Annotated in this window: 17 protein-coding genes; 9 read left to right on the top strand and 8 right to left on the bottom strand. The window is 69.1% G+C overall.

The window, feature by feature from the left end:
- The first annotated feature begins 43 nt into the window (after positions 1-43).
- The gene (locus tag U858_RS0131005) at positions 44-439 is read left to right on the top strand and encodes a hypothetical protein (RefSeq protein WP_025140996.1); all 396 of its coding nucleotides are present in this window, start codon (positions 44-46) and stop codon (positions 437-439) included.
- 18 nt (positions 440-457) lie between these two features.
- Here the strand turns inward: U858_RS0131005 and U858_RS0131000 are convergent, their stop codons facing one another.
- Positions 458-1,183: an SDR family NAD(P)-dependent oxidoreductase gene (locus U858_RS0131000; RefSeq protein WP_025140995.1), complete on the bottom strand. Its 726-nt coding sequence runs from the start codon at positions 1,181-1,183 to the stop codon at positions 458-460.
- Positions 1,180-2,175, bottom strand: a complete 996-nt coding sequence (locus U858_RS0130995; protein WP_025140994.1) for a tripartite tricarboxylate transporter substrate binding protein — start codon at positions 2,173-2,175, stop codon at positions 1,180-1,182. Before U858_RS0130995 ends, U858_RS0131000 begins: the two co-directional genes overlap by 4 nt.
- Positions 2,176-2,357: 182 nt before the next feature.
- Here U858_RS0130995 and U858_RS0130990 point away from each other — a divergent pair, with 182 nt between their 5' ends.
- The 4 genes from U858_RS0130990 (at position 2,358) to U858_RS0130975 (ending at position 7,236) form a co-directional block, all read left to right on the top strand.
- Positions 2,358-3,392, top strand: coding sequence for a cyclase family protein (locus U858_RS0130990; RefSeq protein WP_025140993.1), 1,035 nt, complete (start codon positions 2,358-2,360; stop codon positions 3,390-3,392).
- Between the two features lie 3 nt (positions 3,393-3,395).
- Positions 3,396-5,081: an AMP-binding protein gene (locus U858_RS0130985; protein ID WP_025140992.1), complete on the top strand. Its 1,686-nt coding sequence runs from the start codon at positions 3,396-3,398 to the stop codon at positions 5,079-5,081.
- A gap of 11 nt (positions 5,082-5,092) precedes the next feature.
- Complete coding sequence (locus tag U858_RS0130980; RefSeq protein WP_025140991.1) at positions 5,093-5,836, top strand: GntR family transcriptional regulator; 744 nt, start codon at positions 5,093-5,095, stop codon at positions 5,834-5,836.
- A 122-nt stretch (positions 5,837-5,958) separates the two neighbouring features.
- Positions 5,959-7,236, top strand: coding sequence for an ABC transporter substrate-binding protein (locus U858_RS0130975; protein WP_051593731.1), 1,278 nt, complete (start codon positions 5,959-5,961; stop codon positions 7,234-7,236).
- An 85-nt stretch (positions 7,237-7,321) separates the two neighbouring features.
- On the opposite strand, the gene U858_RS0130970 is transcribed toward U858_RS0130975, so the two are convergent.
- The 5 genes from U858_RS0130970 to tet all read right to left on the bottom strand — a co-directional run bounded on the left by U858_RS0130970 (position 7,322) and on the right by tet (position 12,395).
- Positions 7,322-7,921, bottom strand: a complete 600-nt coding sequence (locus U858_RS0130970; protein WP_025140989.1) for a 2-hydroxychromene-2-carboxylate isomerase — start codon at positions 7,919-7,921, stop codon at positions 7,322-7,324.
- A gap of 7 nt (positions 7,922-7,928) precedes the next feature.
- On the bottom strand, positions 7,929-9,254 hold the full coding sequence (locus U858_RS0130965; protein ID WP_025140988.1) for an MFS transporter: 1,326 nt from the start codon (positions 9,252-9,254) through the stop codon (positions 7,929-7,931).
- A gap of 41 nt (positions 9,255-9,295) precedes the next feature.
- Positions 9,296-10,081 (bottom strand): aldolase, encoded by a 786-nt coding sequence (locus U858_RS0130960; protein ID WP_025140987.1) that lies wholly within the window; start codon positions 10,079-10,081, stop codon positions 9,296-9,298.
- A gap of 137 nt (positions 10,082-10,218) precedes the next feature.
- Positions 10,219-11,094, bottom strand: a complete 876-nt coding sequence (locus tag U858_RS0130955) for a LysR family transcriptional regulator (RefSeq protein ID WP_025140986.1) — start codon at positions 11,092-11,094, stop codon at positions 10,219-10,221.
- Positions 11,095-11,216: 122 nt separating this feature from the next.
- A complete protein-coding gene (tet, locus tag U858_RS0130950) occupies positions 11,217-12,395 on the bottom strand; it encodes a Tet(A)/Tet(B)/Tet(C) family tetracycline efflux MFS transporter (RefSeq protein ID WP_029954591.1) in 1,179 nt (392 codons plus the stop codon).
- 80 nt (positions 12,396-12,475) lie between these two features.
- Here tet and tetR point away from each other — a divergent pair, with 80 nt between their 5' ends.
- The 3 genes from tetR (at position 12,476) to U858_RS0130935 (ending at position 14,471) form a co-directional block, all read left to right on the top strand.
- On the top strand, positions 12,476-13,069 hold the full coding sequence (tetR, locus tag U858_RS0130945) for a tetracycline resistance transcriptional repressor TetR (RefSeq protein ID WP_025140984.1): 594 nt from the start codon (positions 12,476-12,478) through the stop codon (positions 13,067-13,069).
- A 96-nt stretch (positions 13,070-13,165) separates the two neighbouring features.
- Entirely contained in the window at positions 13,166-13,612 is a 447-nt protein-coding gene (locus tag U858_RS0130940) for an NUDIX hydrolase (protein WP_025140983.1), read from the top strand.
- A 49-nt stretch (positions 13,613-13,661) separates the two neighbouring features.
- On the top strand, positions 13,662-14,471 hold the full coding sequence (locus U858_RS0130935) for an aminoglycoside phosphotransferase family protein (RefSeq protein ID WP_025140982.1): 810 nt from the start codon (positions 13,662-13,664) through the stop codon (positions 14,469-14,471).
- 47 nt (positions 14,472-14,518) lie between these two features.
- On the opposite strand, the gene U858_RS0130930 is transcribed toward U858_RS0130935, so the two are convergent.
- The gene (locus tag U858_RS0130930; RefSeq protein ID WP_025140981.1) at positions 14,519-15,277 is read right to left on the bottom strand and encodes a helix-turn-helix domain-containing protein; all 759 of its coding nucleotides are present in this window, start codon (positions 15,275-15,277) and stop codon (positions 14,519-14,521) included.
- 138 nt (positions 15,278-15,415) lie between these two features.
- Here U858_RS0130930 and U858_RS0130925 point away from each other — a divergent pair, with 138 nt between their 5' ends.
- On the top strand, positions 15,416-17,596 hold the full coding sequence (locus U858_RS0130925) for a TonB-dependent siderophore receptor (RefSeq protein WP_025140980.1): 2,181 nt from the start codon (positions 15,416-15,418) through the stop codon (positions 17,594-17,596).
- Positions 17,597-17,604 lie beyond the last annotated feature (8 nt).

Here is a 17,604-nt window from a genome sequence, read left to right as displayed (position 1 = left end):
TGATGATTGCCGCAGGCCCCCCTATTGCCCTCGTACCCCGACCATGACCGAACGCATCACGCAATCGCCCTGCCCCGAGTGCGGCCAGCCCCAGAGCGTGGCCGAACAGGGCTTGAGCCTGATCGCGCGGTGCACAGCCTGCGGCTGGATGGTGGCCACGACCAACCCCAATCACCCCTTCCACGACCGCACGCCCTACACGCTGTGGGCGACGCCCGGCGCGCTGGGCACGGCCACCGCCATCGCCCGGCTGTCGGTGGCGCTGGGCATTGGCGTCAAGCGGGCGCGCGACCTGATCACGCAGCACCTGCCGGTAGCCGAAGACCAGCTGGCGCATGAAGTGATCCGGCTGCACCAATTGCTGTCGCAGGCGGGGTTGGAATTGCGCATCACGCCGGACTTTCCGTGGCCGCTGGACGGCAGCGACGGCATCGGCTGACAGGCCTCCGCCTGGCCCCTACCCCGCCAACCCCACCGACATTCCCCCGCACACGTACAGCACCTGCCCGGTGATGAAGCCCGCGCGCGGGTCCATGAATCCGGAAACCGCATGCGCCACGTCTTCAGGCCGGCCGATCCGCCCCACGGGAATCGACGCTTCCAGCGCCACGGTCTTCGGCTCGCCCGGCGGGTTGGACTGGTCGAACAGTTCGGTGGCGATGGGCCCCGGCGCCACCGTGTTGACGGTCACGCCGGCCTTGCCCAGTTCCAGCGCCCAGGTGCGCGTCATGCCGACCAGGCCCGACTTGGTGGCGCCATAGACCGAGCGGCCGGGCTTGCCCAGGGCCGCCCGGCTGCCGATGTTGACCACCCGGCCGTAGCCGGCCTGGCGCATGCCCGGCAGCAGCGCCTGCATCAGCAGCAGCGGCGCGGTCAGGTTCAGCGCCACGGTGCGCGCCAGGTCTTCCTGCGTGACGGATTCGATATCGGCGACCTGGATCATGCCGGCGTTGTTGACCAGGTGCAGCACGGGCTGCGCGGCGACCAGCGCGCCGGCCGCCGCGACAGTCGCCGCGGCATCGCCCAGGTCGACAGACTGGAAGGTCTCGCCGGGCAAGGTTTCGTCAGGCGCGCGGCGGCTGAAATTGACGACCCGAAAGCCGTCCTGCAACAAGCGCGCGACGATGGCGCGGCCGATGCCGCGGCTGCCGCCGGTCACCAATGCGATGGGAGTAGGGTTCATTGCGCGGTGATTCCTTTGTCTTTGATGAGGCCGCCCCATTTCTTGCGCTCGTCGCGCTCGAAGGCGCCTAGGTCGGGGCCGAACAGCGTACCCGGCCGGGCGCCCATGGTGGCGAAATTGGTGGCGATGGCCGGGCTGGCCAGGCCCGTACGCGCGGCCTCGATCAGTTGCCTAACGACCGCTTCCGGCGTGCCGCGCGGCGCATACAGCGCAAACCAGGCCGTGACGTCAAAACCCGGCAGGCCGGACTCGGCCACGGTGGGCAGGTCGGGCAGCGACGGATCACGCGTGGCCGAAGTGACGGCCACGCCGCGCACCAGGTTGCCATCCTTGATCTGCGCCAGCGCGCCCGGCAGGTTGTCGAACAGCAGGTCCACCTGACCGCCCGCCACCGCCGGCAGCGACGCCGACGTGCCCTTGAACGGCACGTGCAGCATCGTCACCCCCGCCATCGCCTCGAAATAGGCGCCGGTCAGGTGCACCGACGAGCCGATGCCGGGCGAGGCATAGGTCAGCTTCTTGTCTTTGGACTGCCGGGCCGCCTGGATCACATCGGCCACGGTCTTGTAGGGCGACTTGGCGCTGACGGCAATGACGTTGGGCGTGGTGGACACCAGCGCGATCGGCACCAGGTCGCGCTCGGGGACGAACGTCATGTTGGCGTACAGGAACTGGTTGATGCTCTGCGTGCCGATGGTGCCCAGGCCCAGCGTGTAGCCGTCGGCCTTGGCGCGGGCCACGTAGGCCATGCCGATGTTGCCGCCGGCGCCGGGCTTGTTCTCGACCAGCACGGTCTGCTTCAGGCCCGGCTGCAGCGCATTGGCGATGGCGCGGCCGAAGATGTCCGCGCCGCCGCCCGGTGGATACGGCACGACCACGGTGACGGGATGCTCCGGATAGCCCGCGGCGTGCGCCGCGGACAGGGTCAGCGCGGCCAGGGCGGCCGCGGCCAGCGCCTGCCGCCCGGCACGGCGATGCAGGGAATGCGTCATGGATCTGTCTCCTCGCGAATCCGCTGATTGCGGATTTCTGTTGGCTCCACCGGCGGCGGATTGCCATTTTTTTCCCATCGGTCAACGCAGCTTGCGGCGCGTGCGGCCAGCAGGTGCTTCCTATAGTACGTAAATACGGACTATATTCACAAGCACACGAAAAACAGACCGGAGACATGCCCATGAAACGCTGGACGCAACGGCCCGAAGGATCCACCTGGGGCGATTTCGGCCCCGACGACGAGATCGGCCGCCTGAACCTCCTGACCGAGGAAAAGGTGCTGCAAGCCGTGCGCGAGGTGCGCGCGGGCAAGGTGTTCTGCCTGTCGCTGCCGCTGGACCTGCCCGGCGGCAACGTGCTGAATCCGCGCCGCCATCCGCCAGTGCTCAAGCCCACGTTTCGCGACGGCGCGCCCTACCTGAACTTCGCCATGTCGCGCCTGCAGCCCGAGGCCGTGGACGTGCTGTCCGACGACCAGGTCACGCTCAGCATGCAGTATTCGACCCAATGGGACGGCCTGTGCCACGTGGGCGCGCAGTTCGACATCCAGGGCGACGGCGAGGCCCGCCGCGTCTACTACAACGGCTATGCGGCCGGCGTGGACGTGTTCGGCGGCGACGACGCCGCCCCGGGCGACTGCTGCCCGCCCGGCGGCTCGTATGCCCGCAAGCTCGGCATCCACCGCTACGCCGAAAAAGGCATGCAGGGCCGCGGCGTGCTGATCGACCTGGCGCGCGCCTTCGGCCCCGGCCGCACGCTGGTCGGCCATACGCAGTTGCAGGCGGCCATGCGCGAACAGAAGGTGGTGGTCGAAGCCGGCGACATGCTGGTGCTGCGCACGGGCTTTGCCGAAACGCTGGTGGAAATGAACGGCCAGCCCGATCCGCACCGGCTCGAGCAGACCGGCGCGGTGCTGGACGGCGCCGACCCGGCGCTGCTGGGCTGGATCACCGACAGCGGCGTGGCGGCCATCTGCGCCGACAACTACGCGGTGGAAGCGTACCCGGCGCGCACCTCGGGGCCCGGCCACTCGATCCTGCCGCTGCACCATCACTGCCTGTTCAAGCTGGGCGTGCCGCTGGCCGAGCTGTGGTACCTGAAGGCGCTGGCCGACTGGCTGCACACGCAGGGCCGCAACCGCTTTCTCTTGACCGCGCCGCCGCTGCGCATGCCCGGCGCAGTGGGTTCGCCCGTCACTCCCATCGCCACGGTGTAAGCCATGACGCAGCCTGTTGCCCCGGCCCCGTCCGCCGCCAAGTCCGTCGTCACACCCGCCGCGCCGCGCCTCACGCCGATCGCCACCACCTTTTCACAACACCTGGACGCCCTGGCCGCGCGCCAGCCCGATGCCCCCGCGCTGATCGACCGAGACCAGCCCATCAGCCACGCACAACTGCGCACCCGCAGCCGCGCCCTGGCCGCTGGCCTGGCGCGCGCCGGTGTCCGCCCCGGCGACCGCGTGGCGGTGTGGCTGCCCAATTGCGCCGCCTGGGTCGAGACCTTCCTGGCCGCCGCCCACCTGGGCGCGCTGGTGCTGGCGGTGAACACGCGCTTTCGCGCGCTGGAAGTCGCCGACATCCTCGGCCGTGGCCGCGCCGACTGGCTGGTGTTCTGGCCGGGGTTCAAGGGCATCGACTTCCAGGGCATCCTGAACGACGTCGCGCCCGAACACCTGGCGCGGCTGCGCGGCGTGGTGGCGGTCGCCGACGAAAGCGGGGCGGACGACGCGTCTTCCCAGGCTTCCCAGAACGGCCGGCCGCTCTACCGCTACGCCGACCTTCTGGCCTGCCCCGACGCCCCGCCCCCCGCCCAGCCCAATGCCGGCGTGCTGTGCTTCACCACGTCCGGCACCACCTCGCAGCCCAAGTTCGTGCTGCACGACCAGACGACGCTGCTGCGCCACGGCGCGGCGGTGGCCCACGCCTTCGGCTACGACGACAGCACGTGCGTGCTGGCCAGCGCGCCATTCTGCGGCGCCTTCGGCTTTGCCACCCTGGTGGGTGGCCTGGCGCAAGGCGCGCCGGTGGTGTGCGCGCCGGTGTTCGATGCCGCCGAGTCCGCCGCCGCGGTGGCGCGCCACCGCGTCACGCACACCTATGCCAACAACGAAGCGCTGGTCGCCATGATGCGCGCGGCCGCTCCCGGCGGCTTTGCCTCGGCCCGGCTGTTCGGCTTTGCCAGCTTCACGCCCGCGCTGGACCACATGCTGGACCTGGCCCGCGAGGCCGGCGTGCCCTTGACCGGGCTGTATGGATCCAGCGAACTGATCGCCCTGGTGGCCGGCCAGCCGCGCGAGGCCGCCGAAGGGGACGTGTCGGCCCGTCACCAGCCCGGCGGCACGCTGGTTTACTCCGACGCCCGCGTGCGGGCGCGCGACCCGGCCAGCGGCGCGGTGCTGCCGCACGGCGAATCGGGCGAACTGGAAATCCGGTCACCCAGCCTGATGCAGGGCTACCTGGACAACCCCGACGCCACCGCCCGCGCCTTTACCGAAGACGGCTACTTCAAGACGGGCGACCTGGGCTACACGCTGAATCCGCGCCAGTTCGTGTTCCAGACCCGCATGGGCGATTCGCTGCGGCTGTCGGGCTTTCTGGTGAACCCGGTGGAAATCGAACAGGTCGTCGAAGCCCTGCCCGGCGTGCGCGCCTGCCAGGTGGTGGGGGCCACCCGCCACGGCAAGATCGTGCCCTACGCCTTCGTGCTGCTGCACCCGGGTGCGACGGCGGATGCGGCCGGCTGGACCGCCGCGTGCAAACAGGCGATGGCCGGCTTCAAGGTGCCCGTGGGCTTTACCGCGCTGGAGGCCTTTCCGTCGGTGGAAAGCGCCAATTCGGTGAAAATCCAGAAACACCGGTTGCGCGACATGGCCGACGCCCTGCTCGCCGCCCCTCTCTCTTCCTGATCCTGCCCCCCATGCCCGCGCGCAAGCTTTTCTCGCACAGTCCCCAGCCCCTGTACCTGCAGGCGGCCGCGCTGTTTCGCAGCCATATCCAGAACCGCACCTGGCGGCCCGGCCAGCAGATTCCGCCGCTGGAATCGCTGATGGACACCTACGGCATTTCGCGCGCCACCATCCGCCAGGCCTTCGGCCTGCTGGAGCAGGACGGCCTGATCCGGCGTTCGCGCGGGTCGGGCACCTTCGTCAATGCCGCGCTGCCCGAAACGCCCACGCTGCTGATCCCCAAGACCTGGGCCGAAACGGTGGAACTGAGCAATCAGCTGGGCACCGTGTCGCTGGTGGAATCCAGCGCCGATTCGCCGTTGCCGGACACCCTGGGCATGCCGTGCGAGGCCGACCGCGGTGGCCGTTTCCAGTACCTGCGGCGGGTGCATACCACCGATGCCGGCCCCTTCTGCTACAGCGAGGTGTTCCTGGAAAGCAGCCTGTTTCGCAAGCACCGCGCCCGCATCCAGAAAAGCACCGTGGCGCCGGTGCTGGACCAGTTCTACGGCGCCCGCATCAGCGAAGCGCGCCAGGTGCTGAACGTGATCGAGGCCGGCCAGGAATCCGCGGAATCGTTGCAGATTCCCGTGTCCTCGCCCGTGGCCGAACTGCGCCGCTACGCCTGCATCGACGGCCGCGTGGTGTATTTCGCGCGGCTGGAGTTTCCGTTCCGCAAGGTCCGCATGGAATTCGACCTGCTGACGCAGCGCTAGCCGCGCCTGTGGCGCACGCGGCGCCCCCCGCTATTTCCGAAAAGGCGCGGCTGACCGCCCAAGCGCCCGCTGTTCCCCGCACGTATCCGGCATAACCATAAATGGAGACAACCATGACCCCGATGCCCCGGATTTCGCAGCAACGCAGCCCCCGAACCCGCCGCCGCTACGCGCGGCTTGCGCCGTGCGCGGCCGTCCTGGCCGCCGCCCTGGCCTGGAGCGGCCCAGGCGCGGCCCAGTCCACCCCCGCCATCTCGGACGACATCGTCCGGCTGGGCCTGATCCTGGACATGAGCGGCGTCTACGCCGACGTGACCGGCAAGGGCAGCGCCACCGCCGCACAGATGGCCATCGACGACTTCGGCGGCACGGTGCTGGGCAAGAAGATCGACCTGCTGGTGGCCGACCACCAGAACAAGGCCGACATCGCCGCGGCCCGCGCCCGCGAGTGGTACGACACGCAGAAAGTCGACGCCGTGATGGACGTGGCCGGCTCGGCTCCGGCGCTGGCGGTGCTGGAAGTGGCCCGCGAGAAAAAGAAGATCGTGGTCTTCAGCGGCCCCGGCACCGAACGCATCACCAACGACCTGTGCTCGCCCTATTCGGTGCACTACACCTACGACACCTGGTCGCTGGCCAACACCACCGCCCGCGCCATCGTCGACCGTGGCGGCAAGAGCTGGTACTTCCTGACAGCCGACTATGCCTTCGGCCATACGCTGCAAGCCTCTGCCACCGACGTGGTCAAGGCCCGCGGCGGCACCGTGCTGGGCGCCGCACGCCATCCGCTGGGGTCCAGCGACTTCGCCTCGTACCTGTTGCAGGCGCAGTCCAGCCGCGCCCAGGTGGTGGGCCTGGCCAACGCGGGCGGCGACACGGTCAACGCCATCAAGGCGGCCAGCGAATTCGGCCTGACCCAGGGCGGCCAGAAGATGGCCGGCCTGCTGCTGTACATCAACGACATCCACGCCATCGGCCTGGATGCGGCCAGCGGCCTGATGCTGACCGAGGCCTTCTACTGGGACATGAACGACCAGACGCGCGCCTGGTCGCAGCGCTACTACGACAAGCTCAAGAAGATGCCGAACATGAGCCAGGCCGGCACGTATTCGTCGGTGATGCATTACCTGAAGGCGGTGCAGGCCGCCGGCACCGACGCGCCGGACGCGGTGATGAAGCAGATGAAGGCCATGCCCATCAACGACTTCTTCGCCACCAATGGCCGCATCCGCGAAGACGGCCGCATGGTGCACGACATGTACCTGTTCGAAGTGAAAAAGCCGTCTGAATCCAAACGGCCCTGGGACTACTACCACCTGGTGGCCACGGTGCCGGGCGACGAGGCCTTCATGCCTTTGGCTAAGTCGACCTGCCCGCTGGTGAAGACGGCGGCGAAGTAGCCGGCGCCTGGGCCCGGTCCGTCAGGATGGCCGGGCCGGGCAGCCGCGCTTCGCGCCCGCCCCGGCCCGATCAGGCCACGCGTCGCTATACCGGCGCGGCCACCGCCTCTTCCAGCATGTCCAGCCGGTCCTGCCCCCAGAACAGCTCGCCGCGATACACGTACGACGGCGAGCCGAACACGCCCGCCGCCACCGCGGCGTCGGTGTTCTGGCGGTAGATCTGCTTGGCTTCGGGGCCCTCGGCGGCGGCCAGCCAGGCGTCGGCATCCAGGCCCTGCTGCCTGACGATCGCGTGCAGCGTGGCGGGCGACGAAATGTCCTGCTCGTCGCACCACTCGGCTTTCAGGATGGCCTTGTACAGCGCCGCCACCGGCAACCCGGCGCGATCCGCCGCGATGACGATGCGCGAAGCCAGCGCCGCGTCCGGGCACATGAACGCCGGCTTGGGGTTGACGAAGATGCCCAGCTTGCGGCACCAGCGCGCCAGCTCGGCCACGCGGTAGGCCTGGCGTTCGGGCGCGCGCTGGCCGAGCAGCACGCCGCCGGTGCGCGAGTACACGTCGGGCAGGTCCACCGGCAGGTAGCGGATGCGCGCCTGGTGGCGCGCTGCCAGGGCTTCGAGCCGGTCGGCGCCCAGGTAGGCCCAGTCGGAATTCAGCCAGAAGTAGTAGTCGATCGTCTTCATGTCGTCCTCAGGTTCGGATGCCGGCCGGCACGGCCCGCGCCACCTGCGCCGGCGTGTCGCCGCGCATGCGCCAGGCGCTGAACACGGCAACGACGCCCAGCGCGCTCAGGTAAGCCACCACGTACTTCGGATCGCCGCCCGCCTTGGCCAGCAGCCAGGTCGCGATGATGGGCGCCAGGCCGCCGCCGATGGCGCCGGACACCTGCACCGCCAGCGAGATGCCGGTGTAGCGCACCTCGGCCGGGAACTGGCTGGAAAACAGCGTGCCCTCGGGGCCGTACAGGCAAGCGTAGACCAATCCCACCGCCAGGCATACCGCCGTGATGATCCAGGCGGTCTGGCCCGTGGCCAGCAGCTGGAAGAACAGCGGCGCGCAGGCCAGGATGCCCACGGCGCCCGCCATGAAGACCCATTTGTGGCCGACCTTGTCGCCCAGCACGCCGAACAGCGGCATGGTGAACAGCGCCAGCGCCGCGCCCCAGATGGTGGCGTCCAGCATCACCGAACGCGGGATGCCCAGGGTGCCCGTGGCATAGGCCAGCGAGAACGTCACCACCGTGTAGAACCAGGTCACTTCGGCCAGCCGGGCCCCCACCACCGTCAGCAGCGCGCGCCGGTGGTGCTTGAGCACCACGGCCACGGGCACTTCCACCTTGGCGCCCTGCTCGCGCATCTGCTCGAAGTCCGGCGATTCGGCCACCTTGACGCGGATGAACCAGCCCACCAGCAACAGCACCACGCTGGCCAGGAACGGCAGGCGCCAGCCCCAGGCCAGCATGTCGGCCTCGGGCAGCGCGGCCACCGCCCCCATCGCCAGCGACGACAGGATCAGCCCCGGCGCCACGCCCGCCTGCGGCAGGCTGCCGAAAAAGCCCTTCTTGCCTTCGGGCGCATGCTCGACGGCCATCAGCACCGCCCCGCCCCATTCGCCGCCCACCGCGATGCCTTGCAGGAAACGCATCAGCACCAGCAGCACCGCGGCCCAGTAGCCGATCTGCTCGTACGACGGAATCAGGCCGATCAGGATGGTGGGCACGCCCATCAGCAGCAGCGTGATCAGCAGCATGGACTTGCGGCCGATCCTGTCGCCGTAATGGCCGAAGATCACCCCGCCCAGCGGCCGCGCGAAAAAGCCCACCGAATAGGTGGCAAAGGCCGCCAGCGTGCCCGTCAGCGGATCGAACGACGGAAAGAAGATCTTGTTGAAGATCAGCGCGGCGGCCGTGCCGTACAGGAAAAAGTCGTACCACTCGATGGTGGTACCCATCATGCTGGCCAGGCCAGCCGTGACGTAGTCGCGGCGCGTGCGCGCGCGTGGTGTCTTGGACGTCATCTGCGTGACTCCCCTTGAAGTGTTGGTATGGAAAGCCGCGCTTAACGGCTGGGCAACGGCAACGGCGCGATGCCGTGCGTCTGGCGGCACCAGTAATCGAAGGTGGCGCGCACGATGGAAGGCTTGAGCAGGTAGTCGTGCGCTTCGCGCGCCAGGGCGTCGTCCACCGGCGTCAGCGGGCCGAAGGCCTGCGCCCGGATCTGCATGCGGGCGGCGCGTTCCAGGTAGACCGACAGATACGTCGCTTCCTCACAGCTGGCGCCCGCCGTCAGGTAGCCGTGGTGCGCCAGGATGATGGCGCGCTTGGCGCCCAGCGCGGCCGAAATGATCACGCCTTCCTGGTCGGCGATGGGTACCCCGGGCCACTCGCCCAGAAACGCGCAGTCGTCGTGCAGCGGCGTCATGTCCATCTGCGAAATCACCAGCGGCTGGCGCGCCGCCGCCAGCGCCGAGGCCCACGGCGAATGCGTGTGGATGATCGAGCGCACGTCGGGCCGGGCCTCGTACACCCACAGGTGAAAGCGCGTGGCCGGGTTGGCCATGCCGTCGCCCGTCAGGGTGTTCAGGTCGCGATCGACCTCGATGAAATCGGCCGGCGTGGCCTCGTCAAAACCCAGGCCGAAGCGCAGCGTCCAGTAGGCGCCCGGGCGGTCCGAGCGCACGCTGATCTGGCCGGCCAGGCCGGCTTCCTGCTCGGTCATCGCCAGGATGCGGCAGGCGTAGGCCATGGTTTCCTGCGTGGTGCGCGGCACGGCGCGCAGGTGTTGCGCCATTTCCTTGGTGGCGCGGGTGTCGAAATAGGCTTTCTCGCGCAGGGCGTTGTCCATGCTGTCTCCTCATGTTGCGGACGGCGCGGACGGACCCCGCGCCATGGGAAGCAGTATGGAAACCTTGGCGGCATCAAGCCATGCAGCGCGGGTCATAGCAGGTATTCGGCGGCCGCCGCGGGCCGGCCTTGCCGCCCCTATCCCCGCGCGATGCGGCGCGCGCAGTCCAGCAGTTCGCCCACCAGCGGCAGCGGCTGGCGCTGGGCCGGGGTAATGGCCACCACCCGGCGGCGCAGCACCGGGCTGGCAATGGCCACCTTGCGCAGTTCGTAGTCGGCCAGCAGTTTTTCGGGAATGCGCGACGGCAGGATACAGGCGCCCACGCCCGAGGACACCAGCTTGAGCATGGCATCGATGGTTTCGGCTTCGGCCACGAATTCGGGCTGCAGGCCCGCGCTGTGGATCATCTTGCGCAGCGCGTAATGCGGCGGAAAGCCCACCAGCCGCAGCGCCATGGCGCCCAGGTCGACGCCATCGGCGACGTCGACCCCGCGCCGCACGATCAGGCACATGTCGTCGTCGAACAGCGGCGTGGACGCCAGCGCATCGGACGCCACCGCGGCATCGTAGACAAAGCCGATGTCGGCCTTGCCGCTTTCCACCAGCGCGACAACCTCGGGCGAGCTGCGGCCCATGACCGACAGGTTGACGTGTTCGCGGCTGCTGACGAACTGCGCCACGACCTCGGCCATGAAGTAGTAGCTGAGCGTATGCACGGTGGCCAGCCGCACCGAGCCCTGCGTCACGCCTTCGCGCTGGCGCACGGCTTCCAGCGTCTGGTCGATGCTGCGGTAGGCGGGCAGGATGCCGTCCAGCAAGCGCGTGCCGGCTTCGGTCAGTTCGACCCCCCGGCCCGTGCGCACGAACAGCGGCTTGCCCACGTGCGCTTCCAGCGCGGCCAGCTGGCGGCTCAGGCCCGACTGCGTCTGGTCCAGGTCTTCGGCCGCGCGCGACAGCGATTTCAATTCCGCGATCCGCACGAAATAGCGCAATTGGCGGTCTGGCGTGTCCATGCTTTCCCCTGCGAGGCCTGTCGGCAGGCCCCATCCTTGTCGATCGCGCTCGAAGCGGCGCGGCTGACAGTGTGCCCCAAGGGGCGCGGCGCCACTATCGGGATTTGCGCCAGGACCTCACGCTACGCCGTACGCCTGCCCAGGGCCGCCAGCGCGGGCGCGCACAGCAGATACAGCGCCGCCCCCGCCAGCCACGGCCAGCCGGTCCAACCGCCGAGGCGGGCTGCGTAGAGCGCGGTGAACGCCAGCGGACCGGCAACGGCGGCAACGCTGGCCAGACTGGTCATCGCGCCCTGCAACTGCCCCTGTTTGCCATCGCCGGCACGCGCCGACAGCAACGCCTGCAAGGCCGGTGCGCCCACGCCGCCAGCCGCCAGCAACAGCATCAGCGGCACGACCATCCAGCTTTGCGTGGCGTACGCCAGCAGCACATAGCCCAGCCCGTCCGCCGCCATGCCGACCAGCAAGGCGCCGCGCTCGCCCAGACGCGTGGCCAGCGGCCCCGGCAGCGTCGCCTGCGCCAGCGCGTGCAAGGCGCCAAAACCCGCCAGCGACATGCCCACGGCGGCCGCGTCCCAGCGAAAGCGGTCCTGCCCGTACAGCACCCATAGCGCCCCCGGCACCTGCCCCGCCATCTGCATCACCAGGAACATCCACAACAGGCCGGCCATGCCTTTGCCGCCCAACGCCTGGCGCAGGCCGCCCAAGGGATTGAGCGTGCCCCACGCCCACGGCGCCCGCGCACCGAGCCGCGATTCCGGCAGCCAGGCCCAGGCCAGCAGGAACGCCGTGCCGTTGGCCACGGCCGCCGCCACGAACGGCATGCGTTCGCCGGCCAGCCCCGCCAGGCCGCCCAGCGCCGGCCCGAGGATCATGCCCAGCCCGAAACTGGCGGACAGCAGGCCGAAGCGGCGCGCGCGCCGTGCCGGGTCGCCGGCGTCGGCAATGCAGGCACCCGCCACCGCGCCGGTCGCGCCGGTGATGCCCGCCAGGATCCGTCCCGGATACAGCACCCACAGCGCTGGCGAGGCAGCCATCACCAGATAGTCCGCCGCCGCGCCGGCCAGGGACGCCAGCAGAATCGGCCGCCGCCCGTAGCGGTCGGACAGCGCGCCCAGCACCGGTCCGGCCAGGCACTGCGCCAGGGCATACAACGACAGCAGGCCGCCGTAGTGGGCAGGCGTAGACGCGGGGTCGCCCAGCTTGTCCAGCAGGCCCGGCAGCACGGGCATGATCAGCCCGGCGCCGGCGGCGTCCAGGGTCACGATGAAAAGCAGCAAGGCAATGGCACGGTCGGACATGACGAAGATAATTTATCAATGATAAATTTTCGCATCATAAATTGATCAGTGATAAATTACCAAGCCGAACCGGAGACTCTATGGCCAAATTGCAACGCGACGCCGTCATCGACAGCGCGCTTGAACTGCTGAACGAGGTGGGCGTGGATGGCCTGACCACTCGCAAACTGGCCGAACGCCTGGGCGTGCAACAGCCTGCGCTGTACTGGCATTTCAAGAGCAAGCAGGCGTTGCTGGATGCCCTGGCCGACGCCATGATGCGCGGCCACATGCATTCCATGCCGCCGCCCGGCGGCCCCTGGAAGGAATTCCTGCTGGCCAACGCGCGCAGCTTCCGCCAGGCGCTGCTCGCCTACCGCGACGGCGCGCGCATCCACGCCGGCACCCGCCCCGCCGAACCGCAATACGACCGCGTCCAGGCCCAGCTGACGCTGCTGTGCGATGCCGGCTTCACGCCGCTGCACGCCGCCAACGCCCTGCTCGTGATCGGGCACTATGTGGTCGGTTCGGTCATGGAGCAGCAAGCCTTTGACGCCGCCGCGCCCGACCGCGCCGAGCCCTCCAGCCCGCCGCCCGCCCTGGCCCGCGCCATGAAGGCACTGGACAAGCAAGGCCCCGACGCCACCTTTGAATACGGCCTGGCGATGATGATCAACGGGTTGACGCCCGGCTAGGCCAATACGGGGATGCTTGCCGCATTGATCGGTCCCAGGCCCCATTGACCCCGCCATGCCGCCGCCCGCGCCCCTCCCCTACATTCCGGAGTTCCCATGCCATCCCCCCCGCAACGTCCCATCGCCGCCACCATCGCCGCCGTGGTGCGCGACGGCCACATCCTGCTGGTGCAGCGCGCCAACCCGCCCGACCAGCACCGCTGGGCCTTTCCCGGCGGCAAGATCGATGGCGGCGAGCGCCTGGAAGATGCCGCCGCACGCGAGCTTTTCGAAGAATGCGGCGTGCGCGCCGAGCCGCTGCGGGTCTTCGACGCCGTCGACGTGTTCGACCGCAACGACAGCGGCGCGCTGCGCCGGCACTTCATCCTGATCGCCGTCCTGTGTCGCTGGCAGTCCGGCGAACCGGTGGCTGGTGACGACGCGCAGGACGCCCGCTGGGTGCCGCTTGCCGAGTTGGACGGTCAAGCCCTGGCGACCAGCTTCGGCGTGGCCAGGATCGCGCACAAGGCGGCCGCGCTCATGGCGCAAACCGGTATCCTGTAAGACAGGCTCGCCGCCTGCCCTGCCCACGGTCCCGCAACCGCCCCCCGCCATGTTCGACCCCTACCTGTCCCGCTGGAACCTCGTGCCCGACGGCGCCCCCCTCACCACGCCCGCCGCGCGGCTCTTGCCGGTGCGCCAGGCAGGCGTGCCCGCCATGCTGAAGGTGTCGGTCGAGGAAGACGAGCGCCAGGGCGGCGTGTTGATGACCTGGTGGGATGGCCAGGGTGCGGCCCGGGTGCTGGCGCATGACGCGGATGCCATCTTGCTCGAACGCGCCACCGGCACGCGTTCGCTGGCCGCCTATGCTCGCACCGGCCGCGACGACGAAGCCACCCGCATCATCTGCGGCGTGCTGCGCGAACTGCACGCGCCGCGCGCCAAGCCGCTGCCGCCGCTGCGGCCCCTGCGCGAATGGTTCGTCGACCTGTGGCCGATGGCGCAAGCGCGCGGCGGCCTGCTGGCCCACAGCGCCCGCCACGCCCGCGCGCTGCTCGATGATCCGCAAGACCTGGTCGTGCTGCACGGCGACGTGCATCACGACAACATCCTGGACTTCGGCGACCGCGGCTGGCTGGTCATCGACCCCAAGCGGCTCTATGGCGAACGCGGGTTCGACTACGCCAACGTGTTCTGCAACCCCGACCTGGCCGACCCGAACCCGGCGGTTGCCATCGTGCCGGGCTGCTTCGAGCGGCGCCTGAACATCATGGTCGACGAATCGGGCCTGGACCGCCGCCGCCTGCTGCAATGGGTGGTGGCCTGGTGCGGCCTGTCGGCCGCGTGGTTCCTGGGCGATGGCGACGAGGCGGCCATCGACCTGAACATCGCCGCGCAGGCGCTGGCGCTGCTGGAAGGCTAGCGGGTTCGCGCCACGAAGATCGGCCGGCCACGCCCCGGCCCACCCCGCTACGTCGGCGCAATTTGCTCCAGATAGCGCGTAGGCGATACCCCCATCAGGTTGCGGAACATATACACGAACGCGCTGGCGCTGGCATAGCCCAGCGCGCGCGCCACGCTCACCACCGACTGGCCCTGCAACAGCCGGCAGATGCCTTCGTCGATGCGCACCTGCAGGCGCCAATGGTGAAACGTCATGCCGGTCTCGTCCTTCATGCGGCGCGCCAGCGTGCGGGCGCTGGCCCCCATGCGCTCGCCCCACTGCTCCAGCGTGTCGTCATTGCCCGGCGTTTGCAGCACGGCCGCGCAGACCTTGCGCAGGCGGCGGTCGAACGGCAGCGGCAGCTGGCGGTGCTGGCGTTCGGTGCCGGCCAGCAGGTTGAGCAGCAGTTCGGCGCTCAGGCGCTGCACCGGCCCATGGCGCGCGGCCGGCTGGTTCAGCGTCAGGATCAGTTCGCGCATCAGCGGCGCCACGTCCAGCGCGCAGGTATCCTTCCAGAGCCACGGCGCGGCATCCGGCGCAATGAACGCCGAACGCATGGTGACCTTGCCCACCATGCGCACTTCGTGGGCCACGCCCGGCGGAATCCACAGCGCGCGCATCGGCGCCAGCAGCCAGGCGCCGTCCTCGGTCATGACGCGCATGATGCCGGTGGGCGAATACATCAGCTGGATGCGTTCGTGCGAATGCGGCTCCTGGCGCTGGCCGTCTTCATAGTGAAACGAGCGCGCCACCACCGGTGGCGCCTCGGAAGGAAACTCTCGCATTGGCGGGTTTTCGATAGCAATGGGTCAAACGACGCGCATCCGGACAGTTATGTCCGTTTTTCGACATTTTCTGTCCTGCGTTCGGGGAACTTGCTTTTTATCATTAATGCAAATGATTCCCATTGTTTTCAAAAGAAAATGACCCCCGCCGCACTCCTCCCTGTCGCTTTTGGCCCACGCCCCGCTGCCTTCCCCCACACCGCCCCCCACCGCCTGCGCCTGACCCTGGCCGCCGCCCTGCTGGCCCAGGCGTGCCTGCCCGCCCTGGTCCGCGCCGACGACGCCGTGCCGCAACTGAGCCCGGTGCGCGTCACCGGCTCGGCCGACAAGATGTCCGACCCCGGCCAGACCGAAGGCGTGCCGTCCTACACCGCCAACAAGGCCACCGTCAGCAAGACCGGCGCCGACGTGCGCAACATTCCCAATTCGGTGTCGATCGTGACGCGCCAGCGCATGGACGACCAGAACATGGTCACGGTGGAAGACGCCCTGCGCCAGACCACCGGCGTCAGCGCCATGACCTATGGCGACGGCACCGCCTATTTCACCGCGCGCGGCTACGAGGCCGACGTGCAGTTCGACGGCATCCCGGCCAACGGCGCCCTGCAATACCTGCCGCAGTTCGACCTGGCCCTGTACGACCGCGTGGAAGTGCTGCGCGGCCCGGCCGGCCTGCTGCAGGGCTTTGGCAGCCCCGCCGGCACCGTCAACCTGGTGCGCAAGCGCCCGCAGGATGCCTTCAGCCTGACCGGCGCGGTCATGGCCGGTTCCTGGAACAACTATCGCACCGAGCTGGATGCCACCGGCCCGATCACCGAAGACGGCCGCGTGCGCGCCCGCGCCGGCTTCGCCGCGCAGGACCGCGACTATTTCTTCGACAAGGCCAACACCCGCCAGGGCCTGGTCTACGGCGCGCTGGAATTCGACCTCACGGCCAACACCACGCTGACCCTGTCCGCCGCCTACCAGCGCCAGCGCATGGCGCCGTTCGACTACGGCCTGTCGATCTACTCGAACGGCAAGTTCGTCGACTCGCCGCGCAAGGGCTTCTACGGCACCGACTGGGCGCGCGGCGACACCACCCTGTCCGAAATCTATACCGAACTGAGCCACCGCTTTGCCAATGGCTGGACCGGCCAGGTGTCCATGAACTACCGCTCGACCGACCTGGACAGCCGCTACGGCTATGTCAACGGCCCGGTCAACCCCGCCAACGACCGCGCCGGCTACCGCGTGCAAGTGCAGAAAGACCAGATCCGCTGGCTGGGCATGGACACCCATGCCACGGGTCCGTTCGAACTCTTCGGCCGCACCCATCAGGCCATGATCGGCGCCAACTACGCCGAGCGTAACCAGGACAGCCGCTCGGGCGGCGCCAACTACACCAACGTGTCGATCTACGACATCGACGTGCCCAACCCGGACCTGCCCTACACCTCGGGCGACAAGTCCAAGTCCAGCCAGATGGGCGTCTACGGCCAGCTGAGCTTGAACGTCGCCGACCCGCTGACGCTGATCGTGGGCGGGCGCCAGAGCTGGTATCGCAATTCCACGCAGGCGGTGCTGCCCACGCCGGGCGACACCCGGCGCGACCCCGAGGTGAGCAAGTTCGTGCCCTACTACGGCGCGGTGGCGCAGCTGAATTCGTGGCTGTCCGCCTACGCCAGCTACTCGGACGTCTACGCGTTCTCGGAAGCCTGGCAGATGACAGCCGACGGCAAACCGCTCAAGCCGCGCACCGGCAAGCAGTACGAAGTCGGCCTGAAGGGCGAATTCCTGGACGGTGCGGCCAACGCCTCGCTGGCGCTGTTCCGTATCCGCGACAAGAACCGCGCCGTGGCGGACGACGCCAACCCCGGCCGCTACCTGGCCCAGGGCGAAGCCCAGAGCCAGGGCGTGGAAGCCGAAATCACCGGCCGCCTGCTGCCCAACTGGGACCTGTACGCCGGCTACACCTACCTGCAGACCCGCTACCTGTCGGACCCCACGCAGGAAGGCCAGATCGTCAATCCCGAAACGCCCAAGCACCTGTTCAAGGTCTGGACCACCTACCGCTTCACCCCCGACGTGCTGCCGGGCTGGCGCGTGGGCGGCGGGGTGCGCACGCAAAGCCGCACCAGCCGCAACAACGTCTCGTGGCAAGGCGGCTACGCCGTCGTCGATGCGCAGGTCGGCTACAAGATCAACCGCAACCTGGACGCCTCGCTGACGCTGAACAACGTCTTTGACCGCAGCTACTACGCCCGCGTGCCATCCAGCTACTACGGCATCTATGGCGAACCGCGCAACGTGATGCTGACGCTGCGCGCCACCTACTAAGCGCCTCG

The sequence above is a fragment of the Achromobacter sp. DH1f genome (assembly GCF_000633435.1).
Classification (GTDB): Bacteria; Pseudomonadota; Gammaproteobacteria; order Burkholderiales; family Burkholderiaceae_B; genus Achromobacter; species Achromobacter deleyi.
Note: the sequence above shows the minus strand (reverse complement) of the source record. Positions and strands in the feature narration are given on the sequence as shown.